The 22,553-nt window shown below is 65.2% G+C and carries 23 protein-coding genes; 12 read left to right on the forward strand and 11 right to left on the reverse strand.

Annotated features, from left to right (window positions below; all coding sequences use genetic code 11):
- Nucleotides 1–46: 46 nt before the first annotated feature.
- Nucleotides 47–1,312 (forward strand): glycerate kinase type-2 family protein, encoded by a 1,266-nt coding sequence (locus tag GGR00_RS22975; RefSeq protein ID WP_184701367.1) that lies wholly within the window; start codon nt 47–49, stop codon nt 1,310–1,312.
- Here GGR00_RS22975 and GGR00_RS22980 read toward each other — a convergent pair.
- Both GGR00_RS22980 and GGR00_RS22985 read right to left on the reverse strand, forming a co-directional pair.
- A complete protein-coding gene (locus tag GGR00_RS22980; RefSeq protein WP_184701369.1) occupies nt 1,309–2,760 on the reverse strand; it encodes a UdgX family uracil-DNA binding protein in 1,452 nt (483 codons plus the stop codon). The genes GGR00_RS22975 and GGR00_RS22980 overlap by 4 nt on opposite strands.
- Nucleotides 2,760–3,995, reverse strand: a complete 1,236-nt coding sequence (locus GGR00_RS22985) for a putative DNA modification/repair radical SAM protein (protein ID WP_184701371.1) — start codon at nt 3,993–3,995, stop codon at nt 2,760–2,762. Before GGR00_RS22985 ends, GGR00_RS22980 begins: the two co-directional genes overlap by 1 nt.
- A 174-nt stretch (nt 3,996–4,169) precedes the next feature.
- Here GGR00_RS22985 and GGR00_RS22990 point away from each other — a divergent pair, with 174 nt between their 5' ends.
- Nucleotides 4,170–4,457, forward strand: coding sequence for a type II toxin-antitoxin system RelE/ParE family toxin (locus GGR00_RS22990; protein ID WP_055979959.1), 288 nt, complete (start codon nt 4,170–4,172; stop codon nt 4,455–4,457).
- A gap of 2 nt (nt 4,458–4,459) precedes the next feature.
- The gene (locus tag GGR00_RS22995) at nt 4,460–4,753 is read left to right on the forward strand and encodes an addiction module antidote protein (protein WP_184701373.1); all 294 of its coding nucleotides are present in this window, start codon (nt 4,460–4,462) and stop codon (nt 4,751–4,753) included.
- 16 nt (nt 4,754–4,769) lie between these two features.
- On the opposite strand, the gene GGR00_RS23000 is transcribed toward GGR00_RS22995, so the two are convergent.
- Both GGR00_RS23000 and GGR00_RS23005 read right to left on the reverse strand, forming a co-directional pair.
- The gene (locus tag GGR00_RS23000) at nt 4,770–6,158 is read right to left on the reverse strand and encodes a glutamine synthetase family protein (protein ID WP_184701375.1); all 1,389 of its coding nucleotides are present in this window, start codon (nt 6,156–6,158) and stop codon (nt 4,770–4,772) included.
- Nucleotides 6,159–6,188: 30 nt separating this feature from the next.
- The gene (locus GGR00_RS23005; RefSeq protein ID WP_377865436.1) at nt 6,189–7,574 is read right to left on the reverse strand and encodes an aspartate aminotransferase family protein; all 1,386 of its coding nucleotides are present in this window, start codon (nt 7,572–7,574) and stop codon (nt 6,189–6,191) included.
- A gap of 149 nt (nt 7,575–7,723) precedes the next feature.
- Here GGR00_RS23005 and GGR00_RS23010 point away from each other — a divergent pair, with 149 nt between their 5' ends.
- Complete coding sequence (locus tag GGR00_RS23010) at nt 7,724–8,176, forward strand: hypothetical protein (protein ID WP_156381342.1); 453 nt, start codon at nt 7,724–7,726, stop codon at nt 8,174–8,176.
- Nucleotides 8,177–8,201: 25 nt separating this feature from the next.
- On the opposite strand, the gene GGR00_RS23015 is transcribed toward GGR00_RS23010, so the two are convergent.
- Nucleotides 8,202–8,660 (reverse strand): MarR family winged helix-turn-helix transcriptional regulator, encoded by a 459-nt coding sequence (locus GGR00_RS23015; RefSeq protein ID WP_244487900.1) that lies wholly within the window; start codon nt 8,658–8,660, stop codon nt 8,202–8,204.
- 46 nt (nt 8,661–8,706) lie between these two features.
- On the opposite strand from GGR00_RS23015, the gene GGR00_RS23020 reads away from it, so the two are divergent.
- Nucleotides 8,707–9,159: a hypothetical protein gene (locus tag GGR00_RS23020; RefSeq protein WP_184701378.1), complete on the forward strand. Its 453-nt coding sequence runs from the start codon at nt 8,707–8,709 to the stop codon at nt 9,157–9,159.
- Between the two features lie 55 nt (nt 9,160–9,214).
- On the opposite strand, the gene GGR00_RS23025 is transcribed toward GGR00_RS23020, so the two are convergent.
- Complete coding sequence (locus tag GGR00_RS23025; RefSeq protein WP_055979944.1) at nt 9,215–10,189, reverse strand: WD40 repeat domain-containing protein; 975 nt, start codon at nt 10,187–10,189, stop codon at nt 9,215–9,217.
- 192 nt (nt 10,190–10,381) lie between these two features.
- Nucleotides 10,382–11,470, reverse strand: a complete 1,089-nt coding sequence (locus tag GGR00_RS23030) for a CobW family GTP-binding protein (RefSeq protein WP_184701380.1) — start codon at nt 11,468–11,470, stop codon at nt 10,382–10,384.
- 184 nt (nt 11,471–11,654) lie between these two features.
- On the opposite strand from GGR00_RS23030, the gene GGR00_RS23035 reads away from it, so the two are divergent.
- From GGR00_RS23035 to GGR00_RS23050, 4 genes are all read left to right on the forward strand, one after another.
- The gene (locus GGR00_RS23035; RefSeq protein WP_184701382.1) at nt 11,655–12,389 is read left to right on the forward strand and encodes an intradiol ring-cleavage dioxygenase; all 735 of its coding nucleotides are present in this window, start codon (nt 11,655–11,657) and stop codon (nt 12,387–12,389) included.
- Nucleotides 12,390–12,583: 194 nt separating this feature from the next.
- Nucleotides 12,584–13,096: a MarR family winged helix-turn-helix transcriptional regulator gene (locus GGR00_RS23040; protein WP_184701383.1), complete on the forward strand. Its 513-nt coding sequence runs from the start codon at nt 12,584–12,586 to the stop codon at nt 13,094–13,096.
- Between the two features lie 94 nt (nt 13,097–13,190).
- Nucleotides 13,191–14,129, forward strand: a complete 939-nt coding sequence (locus tag GGR00_RS23045; RefSeq protein ID WP_184701385.1) for an EamA family transporter — start codon at nt 13,191–13,193, stop codon at nt 14,127–14,129.
- Between the two features lie 64 nt (nt 14,130–14,193).
- Nucleotides 14,194–15,228 (forward strand): LacI family DNA-binding transcriptional regulator, encoded by a 1,035-nt coding sequence (locus GGR00_RS23050; RefSeq protein ID WP_055979932.1) that lies wholly within the window; start codon nt 14,194–14,196, stop codon nt 15,226–15,228.
- A 293-nt stretch (nt 15,229–15,521) separates the two neighbouring features.
- On the opposite strand, the gene GGR00_RS23055 is transcribed toward GGR00_RS23050, so the two are convergent.
- A complete protein-coding gene (locus GGR00_RS23055) occupies nt 15,522–16,295 on the reverse strand; it encodes a gamma-glutamyl-gamma-aminobutyrate hydrolase family protein (protein ID WP_184701387.1) in 774 nt (257 codons plus the stop codon).
- A 298-nt stretch (nt 16,296–16,593) separates the two neighbouring features.
- On the opposite strand from GGR00_RS23055, the gene GGR00_RS23060 reads away from it, so the two are divergent.
- Nucleotides 16,594–17,706, forward strand: coding sequence for a TRAP transporter substrate-binding protein (locus tag GGR00_RS23060; RefSeq protein WP_055979929.1), 1,113 nt, complete (start codon nt 16,594–16,596; stop codon nt 17,704–17,706).
- Nucleotides 17,707–17,825: 119 nt separating this feature from the next.
- Here GGR00_RS23060 and GGR00_RS23065 read toward each other — a convergent pair whose 3' ends face one another.
- From GGR00_RS23065 to GGR00_RS23075, 3 genes are all read right to left on the reverse strand, one after another.
- A complete protein-coding gene (locus GGR00_RS23065; protein ID WP_210315114.1) occupies nt 17,826–19,565 on the reverse strand; it encodes a TRAP transporter large permease in 1,740 nt (579 codons plus the stop codon).
- Nucleotides 19,562–20,146, reverse strand: a complete 585-nt coding sequence (locus tag GGR00_RS23070) for a TRAP transporter small permease subunit (RefSeq protein ID WP_055979923.1) — start codon at nt 20,144–20,146, stop codon at nt 19,562–19,564. The genes GGR00_RS23065 and GGR00_RS23070 overlap by 4 nt, the downstream gene beginning before the upstream one ends.
- 207 nt (nt 20,147–20,353) lie before the next feature.
- A complete protein-coding gene (locus GGR00_RS23075; RefSeq protein WP_184701389.1) occupies nt 20,354–21,259 on the reverse strand; it encodes a branched-chain amino acid ABC transporter permease in 906 nt (301 codons plus the stop codon).
- Nucleotides 21,260–21,353: 94 nt separating this feature from the next.
- Between GGR00_RS23075 and GGR00_RS23080 the strand changes: the two genes are divergently transcribed.
- Together GGR00_RS23080 and GGR00_RS23085 are read left to right on the forward strand one after the other, a co-directional pair.
- Complete coding sequence (locus tag GGR00_RS23080; RefSeq protein ID WP_055979917.1) at nt 21,354–21,953, forward strand: CGNR zinc finger domain-containing protein; 600 nt, start codon at nt 21,354–21,356, stop codon at nt 21,951–21,953.
- A complete protein-coding gene (locus GGR00_RS23085; protein WP_055979914.1) occupies nt 21,946–22,479 on the forward strand; it encodes a hypothetical protein in 534 nt (177 codons plus the stop codon). The genes GGR00_RS23080 and GGR00_RS23085 overlap by 8 nt, the downstream gene beginning before the upstream one ends.
- Nucleotides 22,480–22,553 lie beyond the last annotated feature (74 nt).

Genomic DNA, 22,553 nt, shown 5'->3' on the forward strand with positions numbered 1-22,553 from the left:
GGCCATGCTGCATGAACAGACGAAGCGACTGATAGTGAGAGTACCGATGGCCATGACCGACCCGAAGCAGTTTTTGACCAAGATTTTCGAGGCTGCCGTCGCGGCCGCCGATCCGGAACTCACGATCCGCCGCCATCTGCCGGAAAAGCCCAAGGGTCGGACCATCGTCATCGGCGCCGGCAAGGGCTCGGCGCAGATGGCGGCCGCCTTCGAAAAAGCCTGGGAGGGCCCGCTGGAAGGCGTCGTCGTCACCCGCTACGGCTTTGCCGCACCGTGCGAGCGCATCAGGATCGTCGAGGCGTCGCACCCAGTGCCCGACGCCAATGGCCTCGAAGCCTCGAAGCTGCTGCTCCAGACTGTTTCGGGCCTGACCGAGGACGACCTCGTCGTGGCGCTGGTCTCTGGTGGCGGTTCGGCCCTGCTGCCATCGCCGGCAGGCAGCCTGACGCTGGCCGACGAGATCGCCGTCAACGAGGCATTGCTCGCTTCTGGCGCGCCGATCTCGGCGATGAACACCATTCGCAAGCACATTTCCGGCATCAAGGGCGGCCGGCTGGCTGCAGCGGCGCATCCTGCCCGCGTCGTTTCGCTCGTCGTGTCCGACATCCCCGGCGACAACCCGGCGCTGGTCGCTTCCGGTCCGACGGTGCCTGATGAAGCGTCTCGCGCCGACGCGCTCCGGCTGATCGAGACCTACCGGATCGCCTTGCCGGAAAATGTCATGGCGCACATCAATTCGGCCGCTGCCGACGCGCCGCAGCCTTCCGACCCGCGCTTCGCCCGCAACGAGGTGCATGTCATTGCCTCCGCCGCCGTGTCGCTCGACGCGGCGGCCGAGGCGGCACGCAAGCAGGGCGTCGAGACGGTGATCCTGTCGGACGCCATCGAGGGCGAGGCGCGCGAGGTTGGCGGCGTGCATGCCGCGATCGCCCGCGAGGTCGCCGTGCGCAACCGTCCGTTCAAAAAGCCGGTGCTGATCCTGTCCGGCGGCGAAACCACGGTCACGCTTCGCGCCAAGGGCAAGGGCGGCCGCAACAGCGAATTCCTGCTGGCGTTTGCCATCGGCATCGACGGCCTGACAGGCATCGACGCGCTGGCCGCCGACACCGACGGCATCGACGGTTCGGAGGACAATGCCGGCGCCTTCGCCGACGGCTCGACCGTCGCGCGGATGCATGGCGCCGGCGTCGATGCCAAGGCGATGCTTGCCGGCAACAACGCCTGGACCGCGTTCAATTCGGTCGGCGATCTCTTCGTCCCTGGGCCGACCGGCACGAACGTCAACGATCTCCGGGCGATCCTGGCTCGCTAGCCAGCCATCATCTGGCGCACCGTCCTGATGTCCTCGGCGAAGCGGGCGCGCTCCGCCGCTGCCTGTTGCGGGTCGCGAATGCGCAGGATGTAGGACGGATGGATCGTCAGAAACACGGCGAGGCCGTCGTCGCGGGTGATGGCCTGGCCGCGCTGTCTGGTGATCGCCACAGGCGCTTCCAGCAGCGACTGGGCCGCGGTCGCGCCGAGCGCCACCACCAGCTTCGGCTTCAGCAGCTTGAGTTCCTTTACCAGCCACCAGCGACAGGCCTGCACCTCGCCGGCATTCGGCTTGCTGTGGATACGGCGCTTGCCGCGCGGCTCGAACTTGAAGTGCTTGACGGCATTGGTGACGTAGACCGATGAGCGGTCGATGCCGGCTTCGCCGATCACGGCGTCGAAGATCTTGCCGGCGGGGCCTACGAAGGGCCGGCCCTGCAGATCCTCCTGGTCGCCGGGCTGCTCGCCGACGAACACCAGTTCGGCATCATCAGGACCTTCGCCGAACACCGTCTGGGTCGCCTCGCTCCACAGCGCGCAGCGCCGGCACTGACTTGCCTGCTGGCGCAAAGCGTCGATGCTTTGGGCCTCCGTCTCGGCAGCAGCTTCGGCTGCGGGCCAGTGCTTCGCCTGTATGGCCTGGTGATGCGGTGCGGGCATTGTCGGCATCCTTGCGATCATTTCCCTGGCGGCCTGGTCGGCGCCAGCGATCAGTCCCGGAATAAGCGAGGCCTCGGGAAGGTTCCGCCAGTATTTCTTGGGCATCTCCGATTGCATCGCCTTCACCTTCAGGCGCGCCGGGTTGAAGATGTTGGCGAAATAGGTCCGCCACATCTCCTCGGACTGGTCGGAAGCGGGTGCATCCTCTTTCGATGCCGCCGGTCCGAAGGCCAGCTTTTCGCGGTCCCACTGGGCCGAGCCGTGCGGCGTCAGGATCGCCCAGTGCATGCCGGTGAAGCGGCGCACGAAGAAGGGCGCGGCAAGTTCGAGGATGAAGTGGTCGGGCTCGAACCAGGCGACGAAACGTTCGCCGTCGCCGTCGCCGATCTTCCGGAAGCGGACGAAGGCATGCATGTTGTGCTCGTCGCGCCGGACCGCCTTCTCCATCGCCTCGAAACGGCGCACGTCCGGGTCCGAGGCAATCCGAAACAGATGGGGCTCGCTGCGCTGCCGCCACAGCAGGCGGTAGAGCAGGGCGAAACGTTCGCCGTTGGAGTGGCAGGCGACGATGGCCGCGCGGTCGATGAATTCTCTCGAGACCCTGAGCTCGACACCTGGGGTCGGGGCTGGCAATTCGGTCGCATCGCCGCCGACATGCCACTCGATGTCCTCGGGCTTCACCTCGTTTGTGATCAGCCGCCGCGCGGCATCGCGCCAGCCGTCGAAGTCGGTCGGGTTGGCCAGTTGCACGGCGTATGCGGCCAGTGAAAAAGCCCGTTGGCCGGCCATTAGAACAGCTCGATCTGGCGCGGCTTCGGCGCGATTGTCTCGCGCAGGCGGGCGGCGTCGGTTGCAGCACCTGGTGACCAGCCTTCGGCGATGATGAACGGCCGCACCTTGGCGACGGACTGGCACAGCCGGCCGATGTCTTCGAGGCGCAGCCGCCTGAAGCGGCGGGTCTCGATGATGCGTTCGACGGCGCGCGTGCCAAAACCCGGGATGCGCAGCAGCATCTCCCTGTCGGCGCGGTTGATGTCGAGTGGAAACGAGGCGCGATTGCGCAGTGCCCAGGCAAGCTTGGGATCGATCTCCAGTTCGAGCATGCCATCAGGCTGGCCGTCGAGGATCTCGCCCTGGTCGAAGCCGTAGAAACGCATCAGCCAGTCGGCTTGGTAAAGCCGGTGCTCGCGCATCAGCGGCGGCCTTTTCAGGGGCAGGGCTGAGGAGGCATCGGGGATCGGGCTGAAGGCCGAGTAGTAGACGCGGCGCAACTGGTAGCTGCCATAGAGCCGGGCGCTGGTCTTGAGGATGCGGGCATCTGGCGTGGCGTCGGCGCCGACGATCATCTGCGTCGACTGGCCACCAGGCGCGAAGCGTTCGCGCGTCTTCGTCCTCAGCGTCGGCTCCGCCTTCTCCTCGATTTTCGAGCGCAGTTTTGCCATCGAGACACGGATCGTCTCGGGTCTCTTCTCCGGTGCCAGCCGCTTCACGCCCTCGTCGGTCGGCAGCTCGACATTGATCGACAGGCGGTCGGCATAGAGGCCGGCCTTCTCGATCAGCTCGGCCGATGCCTCGGGAATGGTCTTGAGATGGATGTAGCCGCCGAATTTCTCGTCGAGCCGCAGCCGCCGCGCCACCTCCACCATCTCGCCCATGGTCTCGTCGGGCGAGCGAATGACACCTGACGACAGAAACAGCCCCTCGATGTAATTGCGTTTGTAGAAATCCATGGTCAGCCGCACCACCTCGTCGACGGTGAAGCGGGCGCGGCGGACATTGGAGGACGAGCGGTTGATGCAGTAGCTGCAGTCGTAGATGCAGAAATTGGTCAGCAGGATCTTGAGCAGCGAGATGCAGCGGCCGTCGGGCGCGTAGGAGTGGCAGATGCCCATGCCCTCGGTCGAGCCGATGCCGCCAGACTTCAGCGAGTTGCGCCCACCGGCGCCCGAAGAGGCGCAGGAAGCGTCATATTTCGCGGCGTCGGAGAGGATCGCGAGTTTCTCGCGGGTCGAAAGAACTGGCATCTGTTCATGGTATGTTCTTGCAGGATAAAAATCCAGAGCCTCAACTGCGTGATGAAGAAATGTGATCGGGTCACAATCCAGTAGGCTCGATCCTAGCCCAGCAAACAGGTGCAGGTGTAAACCATAGTTCACGTCGGCGTTGACTTCTGGATGTCTGTGAACTATGGTTCACATATGTTCGAGGTCCGTCAGACCGACATTTTTCGGGAATGGATTGATGGGCTTCGGGACGTGGCAGCCCGGCGCAAGATCGCCCAACGCGTGGTTCGGCTTGAGGCCGGTCTGTTTGGCGATGTCAAATTCTTCGACGGCATCGGCGAACTGCGCGTGGACTTTGGTCCCGGCTACCGCGTCTACTTCGTACAGCGCGGACGAATTCTGGTCATCCTGCTGTGCGGCGGAGACAAGTCGAGCCAAGGCCGCGACATCAAGCGGGCCTTGGAACTGGCCAAGGAGGTGTAAGCATGGTTCTCAAGACAACTCCATTCGATGCTGCGGCGTATCTCGATACGCCTGAGTCCCAGGCCGAGCTGATTTCCGACGCCTTTGAAACAGGTGATGCTGCCTACATTACGCATGCGCTCGGAGTCGTGGCGCGCGCGCGAGGCATGAGCCAGATCGCCAAGGATGCCGGAGTAACGCGTGAGGGCCTTTACAAGGCCCTCAGCGCCGACGGCGATCCGCGGTTGACGACGCTGCTCGGCGTCGTCAGGAGTCTCGGCCTGACTGTGACGGTGCAGCCGGCGCCCAAGTCTTAGCAAGCTTCTGCCGTCCTCACACCTCGTGCAGGTAGAGGTGGTAGTCGAGTTCGCTGACCGTGCGGGCAACACGCAGGTATTCGGCTTCCTTGATTGCCGTAAACGTGCGGTGCAGGTCGTGGCCGAGCGCTTCGCGCAGGAATTCCGATTGCTTGGCCACCTCGATCGCAGTGCGCCAGTCCGGCGGCATGACGCTTTCGGTGCCTTCGGCCTGTTCGTAGCCATTGCCCGAGGTCTCGGGGCCGGGATCGAGCTGTTCCTCCAGCCCTTTCGAGATGCCGGCGAGGATGGTCGCGGCGACCAGATAGGGGTTGGCGTCGACGCCCGAGGGGCGGTGCTCGATGCGGCGGTTTCTGGCGTCGCCCGCCGGCACGCGCAGCGCCACCGAGCGGTTGTTGACGCCCCAGGTCGGCGCCACCGGTGCGTAGGACTGCGAGACGAAGCGGCGCCAGGAATTGGCATGCGGGGCAAACACCAGCATCGATTCCGCCATGGTGTCGGCGAGGCCGCCGAGCGCGTGCAGCAGCTTCGGCTCCCAGATGCCTTCCCTCGCTTCGGCGAAGACGTTGGTGCCGTTGCTGTCGAGCAGCGAGGCGTGGAAGTGCATGCCCGAGCCGGCATATTTCTCGATCGGCTTGGCCATGAAGCAGGCGGTGACGCCATGGCGGCGCGCCTGCATGCGGACGATGCGCTTCAGCATGATCAGGTCGTCGGCGGCCTGCATCACGTCCTTGCGGTAGCGCAGTGTGAGCTCGTACTGGCCCGGGGCGTATTCCGAGATGACGGTTTCCGCCGGGATGCCCTGCAGCTTGGCGGCGGCATAGATGTCGGAGAACAGCGGCTCCATGCCGTGCAGGTGGTCGACCGAATAGACCTCGGTCTTGCCCGAGGCGCGGCCGTCGAGCACGGCGCGGGCCGGCTGCACCTTGCCGTCGCCGTCGCGTTCGTTGGCCAGCAGGAAGAATTCGAGCTCGAAGGCGCCCGCCGGATGCATGCCCTTTGCCGCCAGCTTGTCGACCTGGCGCTGCAGCGCCAGCCTCGGGTCCGAAGTCATCGGCGCGCCGTCGAGATGGTACATCGACATCAAAAGCTGGCCGCGGGCGGGGCTGGTGGCATGCATCGGCTTCAGCGTGCCGGGGATCGGCCAGGCGCGCAGGTCGCCGTCGCCGGAATCCCAGATCAGGCCGGTCTCGTGCACGTCCTCGCCGGTGATGTCGAGGCCGAGGATGGAGATCGGCAGGTGGCGTCCGCCTTCGTAGAGGCCCATCAGCTCGTGGCGGCGGATGATCTTGCCGCGGCCGACGCCATTGGCGTCGGTCAGCACGATGTCGAAGGCTTCGACGTCTGGGTTCGCGTCGAGGAAGGCCCTGGCCTCGTCGACGGTCGAGCCGGAAGGTGATGTCATGATGTCACTCGATTGTCCTTGTGCCTTGTCTCATGCCGCAAGACGGGCGGCAATATCGCCGAAAGCTGCGACCAGCCTGTCGACCTGCCGCGCGGTCGTCACCGGCGAGACCAGCATCATGTTGTGGAACGGCGCGATCAGCACGCCGCGATTGACCAGCGCCACGTGCACGGCAGCCTCGAGCCGCGAGGCATGCGCGTGCTCGGCCTCGCCGCCATTGCGCAGCGGGCCTGGCGCGCAGATGAACTCGACACGGGCGCCGACACGCATCACGTGCCAGGGCAGCCTGCGTTTTCGGATCGCCTTGTCGAGGCCGGTGGCCAGCCGTTCTGCCAGCTTTTCCATGTGGGCGTAGTTCGCTTCCGTCATCACCTCTTCAAGCGTCGCCCGCATCGCCGCGAACTGGAGGGGATTGGCCGACAAAGTCGTGCCCATGCCGGAATAGCCCGGCTCCTTGGTGGCGTTGTAGGCGGTGTAGCGGGCGGCGAGCTCTTCGCTCATGCCCCAGACGCTCGCCGGCACGCCGCCGGCGACGGGCTTGCCGAGCACGAAAAGGTCGGGCTCGAGATCGTGCTTTTTGGTGTAGCCGCCTGGGCCGGTCGAGATGGTGTGGGTCTCGTCGATGAGCAGCAGCGTGCCGGCCTTGCGGGTCAGCGCACGCACGCCTTCGAGGAAGCCGGGTTCGGGCAGCACCATGCAGGAATTGGTCAGCACCGGTTCGGTGATGACGCAGGCGACGTCGTCATGGCTCAGCGCTTCTTCCAGCGCCGGCAGGTCGTTGAACTCGACGATGCGGGTGCGCTCGGTGAGGTCGCGGAACTCGCCGGCGAGGCCGGGCCGGTTGATCGGCTTGCCACCTTCCAGCCGCACCATCGTCTCGTCGACGGCGCCGTGATAGCAGCCGTTGAAGACGAGGATCTTGTCGCGGCCGGTGACGGCGCGGGCGACGCGGAGGGCGAAGCGGTTGGCGTCGGTCGCGGTGGTAGCAATCTGCCAGTGCGGCAGGCCGAAGCGCTCGGCAAGCAGCAGCCCGAGGGTGAGCGAGTCCTCCGACGGCAGCATGTAGGTCAGGCCCCGGCCCGCCTGGCGGCGGATGGCGCGGGCGACCGGGGCAGGCGAATGGCCGAACATCGAGCCGGTGTCGCCGAGGCAGAAATCGGCGAGCCTGTTGCCGTCGACGTCGGTGATGGTGGCGCCGCTGGCCTTGTCGACCAGGATGGGGAACGGCGTCGGCCAGTCCTTCATCCAGTGCATCGGAACGCCGTTGAAGAAACCTGCCATGCCGTTGCCGAGGGAGGCCTGCGATTTCGGCCGCGCCCTGGTGAAGATTTCGGCCTCGGCGGCTGCAAGCTCGGCGATGCGCGACAGCGCCACGCCGCCTTCGGTGGCTTCCGGACGTTCGATGCGGTTCATCATGGCTCCCGACTGATACCGGGGCACTCTAGCCAGAGCGGATGCGAAACCGCAATTGGCCGTGCTTGCGGCGTCGATTGGCTCAGCCCTGGGGCACTTGACCATCCCCGGGCATCGGCGATCATGACACTGTGCTTTGGGGATGGATGCCGATGCGTGTTATGATGGTGCTTATGTCGATCCTGCTTGCGGCGGGCCCGGCCGTTGCCTCTGGCGGGCTGTCATGCGGTGCCAAGGATGAGGCAGTGAAACTGACCATCGAGAGTGGCGTCACTCGCGGCATGGGCAGTCCGGTGTTCGATTTTCGCGGCGAGATCGAGATTGCCAACAAGGCCATCGAGGCGGACCTGCGCAAGATCACCTTCGGGCGCGAGCACCTGGCGCAATACTGGCTCGACGGCGAAGAGCTGCGCATGGTGGTCTACCGCGAGCGCGACGGCGACAAGCCGCATGGCTATGTCGAGGTCACGATCAGGACCAAGTCGGGCGAAGAGGGCGACTACATCGGCCAGTATTCCGTCACGGTGTTCGACATGACGGGTGCTGCCGGCGGCGACGGCAGGACCTACAATTTCACCGGCCGGGCGACCTGCCTGGTCGAGTAGCCATCGAACACGTTGAGTACGCGCGTCAATCCTTGTGCATGGAGGCGATCGCGCGTCGCATGAGCGCCAGGAATGCCTGGCGTTCGTCCTCGGAGAAGTCGGCCAGCGCCGCCTCGTTCTGCGCGCGGGCCGCAACGGTCGCGGGATCGCGCAGCGCTTTCGCTTTTGGCGTCAGGTGGATGGCCTGGGAGCGGCCATCGCCGGGATTGGCGCGCCGCTCGATCAGCCCGTCGCGCTCCATCCTCGTCAGCGTGTTGGCCATCGTCGCCTGCTCGACATCGAGACGCCGCACCAGTTCGCTCTGGGAAATCCCGTCCTCGTCCCACAGCGGCAGCAGCGTCATGAACTGCGCCGGCGCCAGCCCGAGGGGCCGGATGCGCTCGTGCAGGCCCTTGGCGAAGAGGCGCGCCATCTGGTTGGCGAGGTAGCCGGCGGAGCGTTCTTTCTGGAAAGCCATGGCCGAGAGATAGAGCTTGAATAGCATGCTATGCAATGATATATAGCTTGCTATCCAAATCGGAGGCTCGACAATGAAAGCGAAGCTCCATGCGGCGGCCGGGACGGTCGCCTTGATCACGGTCACCTGTTTCTGGATTTCCACGGCCGCGGCCGAACTCAGCGGCAACGCCGAAACCATAGCCATGGTCAAGGCAGCCATCCTTGCCGGCATGGTGGTGCTGATCCCGGCCATGATGATCGCCGGCGCCTCGGGCTTCTCGCTCGGCAAAGGTTGGAGGAGCCCGATCGTGCAGCAGAAGAAGCGCCGCATGCGCATCGTTGCCGCCAACGGGCTTCTGGTGCTGCTGCCCTCGGCCTATGTGCTCGCCGGCTGGGCCGAAGCCGGCCGCTTCGATGCGGGTTTCGTCGTCGTGCAGGGGCTGGAACTGATCGCGGGTGCGATCAACATTACGCTTCTGTCGCTCAACATGCGCGACGGCCTGGCGCTCCGGCGCAAGCCGGCGAGGGTTGTCCGCGCCGGCTGAATTGAGGGGTGACGTTGCTTCGAACGGAAGACGTTTCACGGTCTCCCTGGAGTTTCTAGCCGGCGATGTCGATGACGCCGCAGTCGCCGGTGGCACTGCCGAAGGCGAGGCGGCGCTCGTCCTTGTCCCAGGCCATTGCGGTAATGGCGCCCTTGCCGGGGCGGCGCAACAGCACCTCCTTGGAGTCGGCGAAACGTACTGCCATCACCATGCCGTCGTCATAGCCGATGGCGACGATGTCTTCGCTGGGATGGCAGCAGACCGACGTCACCATGGAATTGCCGCGGGTGCCGAGTTCGAGCGGCGCCTTGCCCATCGGGCCGTCCTTGCCGCTGAACGGCCAGACGATGGCGGCGGGCGCGCCGGAGCTTGCCAGCCACTTGCCCTTGGCGCTCCATGACAGGCTCTTCACCTTGGCGGGGTAGCCGGTCATGCGCATGTGTTTGCCATCGACCAGCTTCCAGCCGTGCAGCGCGTTTTCCTGCATCGTGGTGACGAGGAAGGCGCCGTCGGGCGAAAACGTGATTCCGGTATGGGCGCCCGCCCATTCCAGTTCCACCGGCTTGCCCTCGGCGGCGGGGAAATGCAGCGTCGCGCCATTGTAGCGGGCAATGCCGATGCGCATGCCCTTGGGCGAAAAGGCGACGCCCTCGACAGAGCGCGGGTGAACGAATTCCTTGGTCTTGCCGTCGGCGAAGCGCACCCAGGCATTGCGACCGCTGGCATAGGCGACGGCGCCCTGCGGGCCCGAGGCGACAGCGGTGACCCACTTCTTGCCGGCGCTGGCGAGTTCCTGGGCGGTGCCCGACGATCCCAGCGACATCACCTTGCCGTCCTCGCCGCCCGTGATCAGCAGGTCGTTGCCGGCGCTGGTCGTCGCCGACAGCAGGCCGTCATGCAGCTTGACCGATTTCTGGCCGTGGTCGAGCCAGTGCACCATGCCGTCGGCGAGTGCGAAGAAGGGGATGTTGTCGATGAAGGCAGCAGCGATGCAATGGCCTTCGAGATCAAACGGGGCGACTGTGGGCATGAGAAAGGCTGGTTCCGTCTTCGATGTATCTTTGCCCCTCACCCTTACCCTCTCCCCGCAAGCGGGGCGAGGGGGGCGTCGGCATTGCGGCCATCTTCCTTCTCCCCGTCATTTACGGGGAGAAGGTGCCGGCCCTTCGACAAGCTCAGGGTCGGATGAGGGGCAGAATATCCGGTAACTAGTTTGGCGGCCTTACGCCGCCTGGCAGGCCTCGAAGCTGCGCTTGAGGCGCTCGGCGTCGAGTTCGCGGCCGATGAACACCAGCCGGCTTTCGTGCTTCTCGTCGTCCTTCCAGGCGCGCTGGTGGTCGCCCTCGATGATCATGTGCACGCCCTGGATGACGTAGCGGTCCGGATCGTCCTTGATGGCGATGATGCCCTTCAGGCGCAGAATGTTCGGGCCTTCCATCTGGGTGATCTTCTCGATCCAGGGGAAGAACTTCTTGGAATCCATCTCGCCGCCGCGCAGCGACACCGACTGCACCGTCACGTCATGGATCGGCGACACGGCGCCATGGTCGTGATCGTGATGGTCATGGTGGTGGTGATCGTGATCATGATCGTGGTGGTGATGATGGTGGTCGTGGTCGCAGTTCGGGCCGCATTCATGGTCGTGGTCATGATCATGGGCGTCGAGGAAATGCGGATCGTCGGCCAGCACGCGCTTCAAATCGAAGGCGCCGCGGTCGAGCACCTGGTCGAGGGCAACGCCGGCGCGGGTGGTGCGATGGATCCTGGCCGAAGGGTTGATGGCGCGGACGGCGGCTTCGACGTCGCGCAGCTCATCGGCGTTGACCAGGTCGGTCTTGTTCAGGACGACGACGTCGGCAAAGGCGATCTGGTCCTCGGCCTCGCGGCTGTCCTTGAGGCGCAGCGGCAGGTGCTTGGCGTCGACCAGGGCGACGACGGCGTCGAGCTTGGTCTTGGCGCGCACGTCCTCGTCCATGAAGAAGGTCTGGGCGACCGGCACCGGGTCGGCAAGGCCGGTGGTCTCGACGACGATGGCGTCGAAGCGGCCGGGACGGCGCATCAGGCCCTCGACGACGCGGATCAGGTCGCCGCGCACGGTGCAGCAGACGCAGCCATTGTTCATCTCGTAGATTTCCTCGTCGGATTCCACGATCAGGTCGTTGTCGATGCCGATCTCGCCGAACTCGTTGACGATGACCGCATAACGCTTGCCGTGGTTCTCCGACAGGATGCGGTTGAGCAGGGTCGTCTTGCCGGAGCCGAGATAGCCGGTCAGCACGGTGACGGGGATTTGGGTCTGAGCTTCGGTCATGGTCGTCCTCGGGATCGAATAGAGGCTCCATATAGGATGCCGGAAAGGCTTTTGCACGTCTCAAACGGCATCACGGCAGCGCGTTGCGCACATTACGGAAGTTTCATTGGGATGGCGGCCGGGCAGTGCCTAGATTGATGGCCGGGCAAGGGGCTTGCCGACCCATTTTCGGAGACAGACGACGATGCCGAAAGCATCTTTTTCCAGCACACTGAGCCGCCGCCGGGCGCTCGGCCTGATCGCAGTGACCGCCGGTGGCGGCGCGCTGGTGCCGGTCCAGCTGTTCGCCCAGCAGGCTTCGCCGGCAGGCGGCGCCTCGTTGCTCATGCCCGAGGCCGGGGTGTGCGCGATCACGCCGGAAACGACCGAGGGGCCCTATTATTTCGATCCGGCGCTGGAGCGCGGCGAGATCACCGAAGGACGCGAGGGCGTGGCTCTGACGGTGCGCCTGCAGGTCGTCGACGAGGCCTGCGTGCCGATCGAGGGTGCGCGCGTCGACCTCTGGCATTGCGACGCGACCGGCCACTACTCCGGCTATCCCGGCCAGGGCGACGGCCGCGACGTCGACACTACCGGCGAAAAATTCCTGCGTGGCTGGCAGCGCACCGGCAAGGACGGCATCGCCGCCTTCAAGACAATCTATCCCGGCTGGTATCGCGGCCGCACCACGCATATCCATTTCAAGGCGTTCCCGATGGAGGGCAGCGCGATGACCGGCCAGATGTTCTTTCCCGACGACCTCAGCGAGCATATCTTCACCACCGTCGCGCCCTACAACCAGCGCAGCGGGGCACGCGACACGACGAACGCCGACGACGGCATCCTGCGTCGCGCCGGCGAGGGCGTGCAAAGCGCGGTCCGGGAGGTTGCGGCGGCCTACGAGGCGCTGATGATCGTCGCGGTGAAACGGGCGGGGTAAGGGCCGCGCCCGGAAATTTGCCGGCGAAGGGTATCTGTCATCGAACTGTAACATCCGTCTGGCAATAGCGCTCATGCGGATGGGTTGCCGGCAAAGCGTGACGGCAACAATCTCCCGCAGGGTCGATTGCCAAGGGCTACGCAGCAACTATTCTCGGCCACTACGGCACGGGGGCGTGGCGCAGGAGAGGGCGGATGTCCAAGTCCAACAAAGGCGCGGCGATGAGCCGGCTTCACCAGGTGGCCCGGCTGGCGCGCACCTCGCTTGCCGCACGGCTGCTTGCCCACGGCTTCTATGCCGGCCAGGACCAGATCATGCTGTCGCTGCACGACGAGGACGGCCAGACACCCGGCCAACTCGCCTCGCGGCTCGGCGTGCGCCCGCCGACGATCACCAAGACCATCAACCGGCTGCAGGCGCAGGGATTCCTTGAGAAGCGCGCCTCGGATACCGATGCCCGCCAGGCCCACATCTTCCTCACCGAATCCGGCCACGATGCCATCCGCGCCGTCGAGAAATCGGTCAAGAAGACCGAAAAGCAGGCTCTCAAGGGTTTCGACAAGAAGGACCTGAAGCAGCTGTCCAAGCTTCTCCTGCGCATCGAGGCCAACCTGTCGGACCTGACGCTCATCGACGAAGAGGCGGCTGCCGACGTCGAGGGCGCTGCCGAGGTGGAGCCCGAAGCAGAAGCCGAAGCGGCGGAATAGGCGCTTCATGCGCCGTACCCGCGAATTTTGCCTTGCCGGGCGGCGCCTATTGGCGCAATAGCGAGGGATTCTCCGTCCTATCCGGCCTGCCAGCGTGACTCCTCAAAAACCAGCAGAGACTGCAACGCCGTCATCGGCGATCCTGCTGATATTCGCTTCCGGCCTGGTCTTTTCCTTCCTCGACACCAGCGCCAAGCACCTGGTGACGTCCGGCATGGCCGCTCCCTTCGTCACCTGGGTGCGTTTCGCGGTCCATGCGGTTCTCGTCATGGTGCTGTTCAGGGCCTGGAGGCGGCCCGAGCGCCTGGTGCCGCAGAGCATATGGCTGCAGATCCTGCGCGCCGTGTTCATGTTCGGCTCGACCATCTTCAACTTCATGGCGCTGCAGACGCTGCAACTCGCCGAGACGGTGTCGATCAACTTCGCCAGCCCGATGGTGATCACCGCGCTCGCCGGGCCGCTGCTCGGCGAATGGGCCGGCTGGCGGCGCTGGCTCGCCGTCTCTGTCGGCTTCATCGGCGTGATCGTCATCACCCGGCCGGGCTTCGGCGGTTTCGGCATCGGCCACCTGTTTTCGATCTGCGCGATGCTGAGTTCGTCGCTCTACACCATCATGACGAGGCAGATGGGCAGCCGCGAAACGGCCGAGAGCCTGATCCTCTATTCGGCTGTCGTTCCGGCGGTCTTCATGCTGCCCGCCGTGCCGCTCGCCGGCTCGATGCCTGCCCATCTCTACGACTGGCTGGTGCTGTTCGGCCTCGGCGTGTTCGGCGGTTTCGGTCACTGGCTGCTGATCAAGGCCTACCAGCGCGCCACCGCCACCGCACTTGCGCCATACCCCTATCTGCAGATGGTCTGGATGATCATCCTCGGCTGGCTGGTCTTCGACCAGTTGCCCGACCGCTACACGCTCGCCGGCGCTGCGATCATCGTCGGCAGCGGCCTCTACATCATCCACCGCGAGCACAAGCTGCGGGTCAGGAACCGCGCCGCGCCGAATGCGGAAGCCGAGGAGCTGGCAAAAAAGCTTTGATTTGCCGTTGAACAATGGCATACGGCTTTAAACGGTTTAAAAGACCGTCCGTTCACGCTTGCGGATGGAGGGCCCGCTGGCTCAGAAGATCAAGCTTTCGACGATTGCCGACGCGCTCGGCGTTTCGACCGCCACCGTGTCGCTTGCGCTGCGTGACAGTCCGCTCGTCGCCGATTCCACACGCGACCGCATCAAGCAGCACGCTCGCGAGATCGGTTACATCTACAATCGCCGTGCGGCCAGCCTGCGCACGTCGCGCTCGGGCATCGTCGGTGTCGTCGTGCACGACATCATGAACCCGTTCTACGCCGAGATCCTGCGCTCCATCGAGAGCGAACTCGACCGCAGCCGGCAGACCTTCATCCTGTCCAACCACTATGACGACCTGGAGAAGCAGCGCACCTTCGTCGACACGCTGCTGCAACTCGGCGCCGACGGCGTGATCATGTCGCCGGCCATCGGCACGCCGGCCGAGGACATCATCATGGCCGAGGAAAACGGCCTGCCGGCGGTGCTGATCGCGCGCTCGGTCGAGGGCGCGGAAGTGCCGGTGTTCCGCGGCGACGACGCCTATGGCACGGCACTTGCCACCAACCACCTGATTTCGCTCGGGCACAAGCGCATCGCCATGATCGGCGGCACCGACCAGACCTCGACCGGCCGCCACCGCTACCAGGGCTATGTCAACGCCATGGAGGCGGCCGGGCTCGAAGTGCTGCCGTCGTGGCGCATCGCCGGCCCACGCACCAAGCAGGGCGGCTTCGAGGCGGCCGGGCAGTTCCTGGCGCTCAAGGACAAGCCGACCGCAGCCTGCTGCTGGAACGACCTCGTCGCCATCGGCCTGATGAATGGCATCGCCCGCGCCGGCCTCGTGCCAGGCATCGACGTGTCGGTCACCGGCTATGACGACCTCGAGGAAGCGCAGATCGCGACGCCGGCCCTGACCACGGTGTGGAACGGCCAGCGCGAGGTCGGCCGCCGCGCCGCGAGCGCGCTGCTCGACAAGCTCAACGGCCAGTCGGTGCGGCCGTCGCAGGAACTGATCAAGCCCGAGTTGCATGTCCGGCAGTCGACCGGCAGGCCGAAGGAACGCGGCTAGTCCGGTCGTGCGATAGCTGGGGGACGGAGCCGCATCGGGAGGCGCGGCCGAGTGCAATTGGCTGCGAAGGGGATCGGAGCGCCGGCTCAAGTTTCATGGTTCGACAGGCTCACCATGAGGGTTTGGGAGGGCATCACCTGGACCAAGGTCAGGGTGGGTGCGGGCCAGCTTCAAGATACTGAAGTCGCACGATGTAGGCGCCACGCCTCCGTATCCCTCATGGTGAGCCTGTCGAACCACGAGGGCGCGCCGGGCGCGCCTGCCACGCTCCCAAAGCGCTGCGCCTTGCGAGCCTACTCCGCCGCCGCCCTCGCCGCCTGGCGGGCGACGGCATGGGCGCGGGCGGCATCGCCGAACGCCTTGAAGATGCGCTGCGAGACGTCGTCGGACTTCACCCAGTATTCGGGATGCCATTGCACGCCGACGGCGAAGGCCCTGGAATCGCGCACCGACACCGCCTCCACCGTGCCGTCGGGGGCGACGGCCTCGACCTGGAGCTTGGGGCCAAGCCGCTCGATGGCCTGGCGGTGGACCGAGTTGACCATGATATCGCCGGGTCCGAATACGCCTGCCAGGCAACTGCCCGGCTTGATCGTCGCCACCTGGCGGATGGCGAAGCGTTCGTCCTGGTTGTCGCTGACCGGCGCGCGATGGTCGGCAATGCCCTCACGCTCTTGGATCTCGGTGCCGAGCGAGCCGCCGAGCGCGACGTTGAGTTCCTGGATGCCGCGGCAGATGGCGAGCAGCGGCACGCCGCGCTCGATCGCCTTGCGGATCAGCGGCATGGTGGTGGAGTCGCGGGCGAAGTCGTAAGGGCCGTTGGCCTCGGTCGCCTCCTCGCCATAAAGGCGCGGGTCGACGTTCGACTTGGAGCCGGTCAGCATGACGCCGTCGACGGACGACAGAAGCTCGTCGAGGTCGAGCCGGTCGCCGAAGGACGGCACCAGCACCGGCAGCACGCCTGCCCCGGTGATCGCTGCCTCGAGATATTGCTGGGGCACCGCATGCCAGGTGTAGTTCTCGAACTGCTTGACGTCTGACGACACGGCGACGAGCGGCTGGTGCATGATGAGGTTCAAACCCTTGTGGGAAGCGAGCTGTTTCCTTGCCCGTAAAATAGGCGATCGGATGGCTGTTTTCCAACACAAGTTTGTGGGCCACGCATGCGGCCGGAAATCGGGATTAGACTATAGTTTTAGATGCTTGGGCTGCCGCAGCGTTTTCCTAGGCCAAACTCCGGGCGCACCGCCGGGCGCGCTTTACTCGCACCCTTCGCCGTGTATTGTCGCGGGCGGCGTAGTGGTGGGAGGCCAAAATTTCCCCAGCGTCGCATAGGTTCTTTCGGTCCAGCATGGGAGGATTTTGATGGATCGCCGTTCATTTATCAGAAAAGCTGGCGCGACCGGCGTGGGGGCAGCGGCGGCTGCCGCGACGCTTGCCGCACCGGCAATTGCCCAGTCCAATCCAAAGGTCACGTGGCGCCTGGCGTCGTCGTTCCCGAAGTCGCTCTCCGACACGATCTTCGGCGGCGCACTGACGCTTTCGAAATATGTGTCCGACGTCACGGACGGCAATTTCCAGATACAGGTTTTCGCGGCAGGCGAAATCGTTCCCGCGCTGCAGGTGGCGGACGCCGTCACCGCCGGCACCATCGAAGCCGCGCACACGGTCTGCTACTATTTCTGGGGCAAGGACCCGACCTGGGCGCTCGGCTCGGCGGTGCCCTTCTCGCTCAACGCGCGTGGCATCAATGCCTGGCACTACCAGGGCGGCGGCATCGACCTGTTCAATGAGTTCCTCGGAACCCAGGGCATCGTCGGCTTCCCGGCCGGCAATACCGGCGTCCAGATGGGCGGCTGGTTCCGCAAGGAGATCAACACCGTCGCCGACCTCCAGGGCCTGAAGTTCCGCGTCGGCGGCTTTGCCGGCAAGGTTCTCGAACGCCTCGGCGTCGTTCCCCAGCAGCTCGCCGGCGGCGACATCTACCCGGCGCTCGAAAAGGGCACGATCGATGCTGCCGAGTTCGTCGGACCGTTCGACGACGAGAAGCTCGGCTTCGTCAAGGTTGCTCCGTTCTACTACTACCCCGGCTGGTGGGAAGGCGGCCCGACCGTGCACGCCCTGTTCAACAAGGCCAAGTTCGACGAGCTGCCGAAGCAGTACCAGTCGGTGCTCAAGGTGGCGGCCCAGGCGGCTGACGCCAACATGCTGTCCGCCTACGACTGGCTCAACACCGCGGCCCTGAAGCGCCTGGTCGCTGCCGGCGCGCAGCTCAGGCCATTCAGCCCCGAGATCATGTCGGCATCGTTCGACGCGGCGAACCAGACCTATGCCGAGATCGAGGCAGGCAATCCGACCTTCAAGAAGACCTGGGAATCGATCAAGGCCTTCCGCAAGGACTACTACCTCAACATGCAGGTCGCCGAATACAACTACGACACCTTCATGATGGTCCAGCAGCGCGGCGGCAAGCTCTGAGCTGACCCGCATCCATTGAGGAAACCTCGGGCTTCGACCCGGGGTTTTTCTTTGTCCGCAGCCAAGGCCGAAACAGGAAAGGGCGCCCATCGGGGCGCCCTTTCTGCTTGTCTGCCTGGTCAGTTAAAGCTTGGCGGCTTGGACAGGTCCGGAGCCGCCGGCTGGGCCGGGGCGGGTGCCGTGCCCGGTGCCGTTCCCGGCTGGGCGGGTGCGCCGAGCGGCGGCAGGCCGAATCCGCCGTCGAGGCTCGGCATGTCGGGCATCTTGATCTCGATGCTGCCCGGATCGACCGTCGGGCCCTTGTAGTGCATCACCATCTGCGGGAAGGCGATGGTCAGGCCGATCATGATGACCTGGATGCAGACGAAGGGAACGGCGCCCCAGTAGATCTGCCCCGTCGTCACCGGCTGGATGTTCTTGCCGGTGATCTTGTCGAGATAGGGCACGCGCGCCGCGACCGAACGCAGGTAGAACAGCGCGAAGCCGAAGGGCGGGTGCATGAAACTGGTCTGCATGTTGACGCCGAGCAGCACGCCGAACCAGATCAGGTCAATGCCGAGCTTGTCGGCGGCCGGTGCCAGCAGCGGCACGACGATGAAGGCCAGTTCGAAGAAGTCGAGGAAGAAAGCGAGCAGGAAGACCAGCACGTTGACGGCGATGAGGAAGCCGACTTCGCCGCCGGGCAGCGACACCAAGAGGTGCTCGACCCAGAGATGGCCGTTGACGCCGTAGAAGGTGAGCGAGAAGACGCGGGCGCCGATCAGGATGAAGATGACGAAGGACGACAGCCGCGTGGTCGAGGCCAGCGCCTGCTTGACGACGTCGAAGTTGAGCCGGCCCTTGACGGCGGCCATGATGAGCGCGCCGACCGAACCCATGGCGCCGCCTTCCGTTGGGGTGGCGATGCCGAGGAAGATGGTGCCCAGAACCAGGAAGATCAGCGCCAGCGGCGGGATCAGCACGATGATGACCTGCTGGGCCAGCCGCGACATCATGTTGAACTTCAGGCCGCGGTCGGCGATGGCGACGACATAGATGAAGATGACGCCGACGCAGGCACCGAGGATGTCGGCGTTGGCGCCGTGGGTGGGCGACAGATAGACGTGCGCCGCATAGGCGATGACGGCAGCGACCGCCAGGGCCACGAACAGCGACATCACGCCATGGCCGAGCGTGCGGGCCTCCAGCGGCAGGGCCGGCATCGACTTCGGCCGGACGATCGACATGATCAGGATATAGAGCATGTAGAGGCCGGTCAGCACCAGGCCGGGGATCAGCGCGCCCTTGTACATGTCGCCGACGGAGCGGCCGAGCTGGTCGGCGAGCACGATGAGCACGAGCGAGGGCGGGATGATCTGTGCCAACGTGCCCGACGCGGCAATGACGCCCGAGGCGAGGCGACGGTCATAGCCGTAGCGCAGCATGATCGGCAGCGAGATCAGGCCCATGGCGATGACCGAGGCGGCAACCACGCCGGTGGTCGCGGCGAGCAGGGCGCCGACGAAGATCACCGCATAGGCCAGGCCGCCGCGGATCGGTCCGAACAGCTGGCCGATGGTGTCAAGCAGGTCCTCGGCCATGCCGGAACGTTCGAGCACGATGCCCATGAAGGTGAAGAACGGGATCGCCAGCAGCGTCTCGTTCGACATCACCCCCCAGAAACGTTCCGGCAGGGCGTAGAGCAGCGGCCAGGACAGGTTGATGGTGCCGTTGGAGATCGGCGCCAGCTCGACGCCGATGAGGAAGAACAGCAACCCGTTGGCGGCAAGCGAGAAGGTGACGGGATAGCCGAGCAGCATGAAGATGATCAGCGAGAAGAACATGATCGGCGCCATGTTCTGGGCGATGAATTCGATCATGAGCGCACCTCGTCGGCGAGCGCCTTGCCTTCGAGCTCGGCGGCCTCGTGGGCGGAGATGAAGGGGTTGGGATCTTCCATGTCGCCGCGCATGATGGCGATCTTCTTGATGATCTCCGAAATGCCCTGGAAGCCGAGCTGCACGAAGCCGATCAGCAGCAGCGCCTTGGCCGGCCACAGGATCAGGCCGCCGGCGCTCGACGACACCTCGCCGGAGCGGAACGACAGGCTGACATAGGGGACGAAGTAGAAGATCATCAGCAGCACGAAGGGCATCAGGAATAGCAGGTGGCCGAGCAGGTCGATCCAGTGCTGCACGCGGCGCGAGAACATGCCGTAGACGACGTCGATGCGAATGTGCTCGTTCTGTTTGAGCGTGTAGGCGGCGGCCAGCATGAAGGCGGCGCCGAACAGGTACCACTGCAGCTCCAGCCAGGAGTTGGACGACATGTTGAACGCCTTGCGGACGATTGCGTTACCCGCACTGACGAGGATGGCGACCAGGATCGCCCAGGCGACCATCTTGCCGATCGCCTCGTTTATGCGGTCAATGGCTCTGGATAGAGCGAGCAGCCCTGCCATGCATTCCTCCCTGATTTTTGATGGGGCAGCCGTTGTCCCCCGACGTTCTTTTTCCGGCGTTCCCGTTGTCCATGGGTATGCCGGTCATGGGGGCCGCGTCAACATAACAGCGCTATGGCGTCAACCGCCGCGAAGGCGTGAAAACAGGGGAAAAGCTTCCGTGACGCTGCGGCATACAACCAAAGTCGCAGGCGAAATCCGGCGCTTTCAGACCGTGCCGGGCGCGTCCCGGCGATCGCCGGCCAGCACCAGCATGGCGGCCAGCAGGCCATACATCCAGGCGTCGCGCCATTCGATCGGGAAATAGCCGGCCCACAGCGCCTCGACCATGCCGAAGGCGGCGGCACCGAGTGCTGCCTTGCCGGGTGCGTAGTAGCCGCCGACGGCTGTGATGAACAGGATCTTCAGGCCGTAGACGAGGCCGGCGCCGAAACCGATATTGCCATAATAGAGCGCGGCCAGGATGCCGGCCGCGCCGGCGCAGAACCCGCCATAGAGTAGCGCGCGATGGAAGATGCGGCCGGTGTGGATGCCGCAAAGCTCGGCAGCGAGCGGATCGTCCGATACCGCGCGCCAGTGGCGGCCGAAGCGCGAACGCGCCAGATGGATCGCGCCGCCGGTGACGATCGTGGCTGCAATCGCCGTGTTGACCAGCTGAATGACCGTCAGGGTCGCCAGGAACCCGCCCTGGGCGGCGAAGACAACCGGCGTCGCCAGCATCGGCGGCAGCCAGTAGTCGTGGGTGTCGGCGGCGATGCGGCTGACCTCCATCAGGACGATGAGCAGGCCGAGCGTGGCGGCGACGACCGCATTGGGCGAACGGTTGGCAAGGGGGGCAAGCACGGAACGCGACAGCAGCCGGGTGACGAAACCGGCATAGGCAATTGCCACCAGGGTGCCGAATGCGATTGTCGCCGGCAGGGTCAGCCACAGTACCTGCCAGCCATAGACGGCGGCGAGGATCATGGTCTGGCCGCAGAAGGCAAAGATGCCGCCATAAGCGAGGTTGGTGCGCCGGAGCAGGCCGTTGCCGAGCGCATAGCCGAAGGCCAGCAAGGCGTAGATCGCTGCCGAATGCACGCCGTTGAGGAGTTGCTGCAGGAAATAGAGCATGCGCTGTCCGGCCGGGCGGTAGGTTCCGCACCGGCCAGACGTTGCGCTCTCGAATCTAACTTGTCAAACTGGCTTTACCAGTTAGATTTGAGGCATGTCAGTTTCCTGGACCCGACATCGGTTTTCCGGCGGCGTGCTTGCGCTCGATACCGCCAACACGGTCGTGCTGCGCGGCGACGCCGAGCGCGGCTTCGATCGCTTCGACGATCCGGTCGAGATCGCCCGCTTCGCAGTCGCGGCGACGACGTTTCGCGCCGACGAACTGAAGGGCAGGGCGCTTGCCGCAGTCGACCCGCACGCGATCGCCGGCAAGGTCATCGCCATCCGCGAGACAACCGACCGGCTTTTCCGCGGCGCTGCCGCGGCGGGCACGCTGGCATCAGCCGATTTGCCCGCGTTCCTCGACGCTTGTGCCCAAGGGCTCGCCGGATCGCATGAGATCCTGAGTTCCGCTGCGCCCTTTGGCCTCGCTGCGGAACCGCTTGCCTTCGAGGCCGCAATTGCCGTTTCGGCGCTGTCGCTGATGTCGTCCGATGCGCTTTCCCGGCTCAGGATATGTCCGAACTGCAACTGGCTGTTCGTCGACCGCAGTCGCAACGGCAGCCGGCTGTGGTGCGACATGGCCGTCTGCGGCAACCGCCAGAAGGCCAGGCGTCACTACAGCCGGCGCAAGGAGGAGGTGGAGAATGTCTGAGCGAAAATTCTTGCGCAGTGCCGCAGCGCTTGCCGGATTGGCACTTTTGGCGCTGGCCGGTTGCCGTGACAGCGGCGGCGAGGGCGAACATTTCGAACTGTCCGGCCGCCTGTTCGTGTTCAACTACCGTGTCGCCACCGTGCGCTACATGGTGACGTTGAGGCCACTCAAACCGGCCGGCGAGGGCGAAGTCGCGGTGGCGAGTTTCGAAAACCCCGCAGGCGGCCAGGCGATCGCCGTGCGCCAGAAGATCTGGCCGCTGAGCGAGAAGGTGACGATCGAAAGCCCGCCGCTCGAATGCGTGGTCAAGGACCGGCCCTACAAGGTGTCGATCGTCATCGAGGGCGCGAAGGGCGAGCAGATGCAACTGATCGAGACGACGATGGTCTCGTCTCAGGACCAGTCGATGGTGCCCGACAAGCCGCTGGTCGTCGGCCCGTTCTACGATCTCAATCCCGAGGTCAAGGGACATCCGGACGGTCGCCTGCCACAGGGGCGCGGCGTGAACTGCCCACCTCCGGCCTGAGCCGGGGCGGCAGCTCTAATATTCGCGCGCGGTAGCCCGTTGCGTTCAGATTGCTTCGCGGCAAGCCGCCAAAA

This window comes from Aminobacter aganoensis (assembly GCF_014206975.1).
Taxonomy (GTDB): domain Bacteria; phylum Pseudomonadota; class Alphaproteobacteria; order Rhizobiales; family Rhizobiaceae; genus Aminobacter; species Aminobacter aganoensis.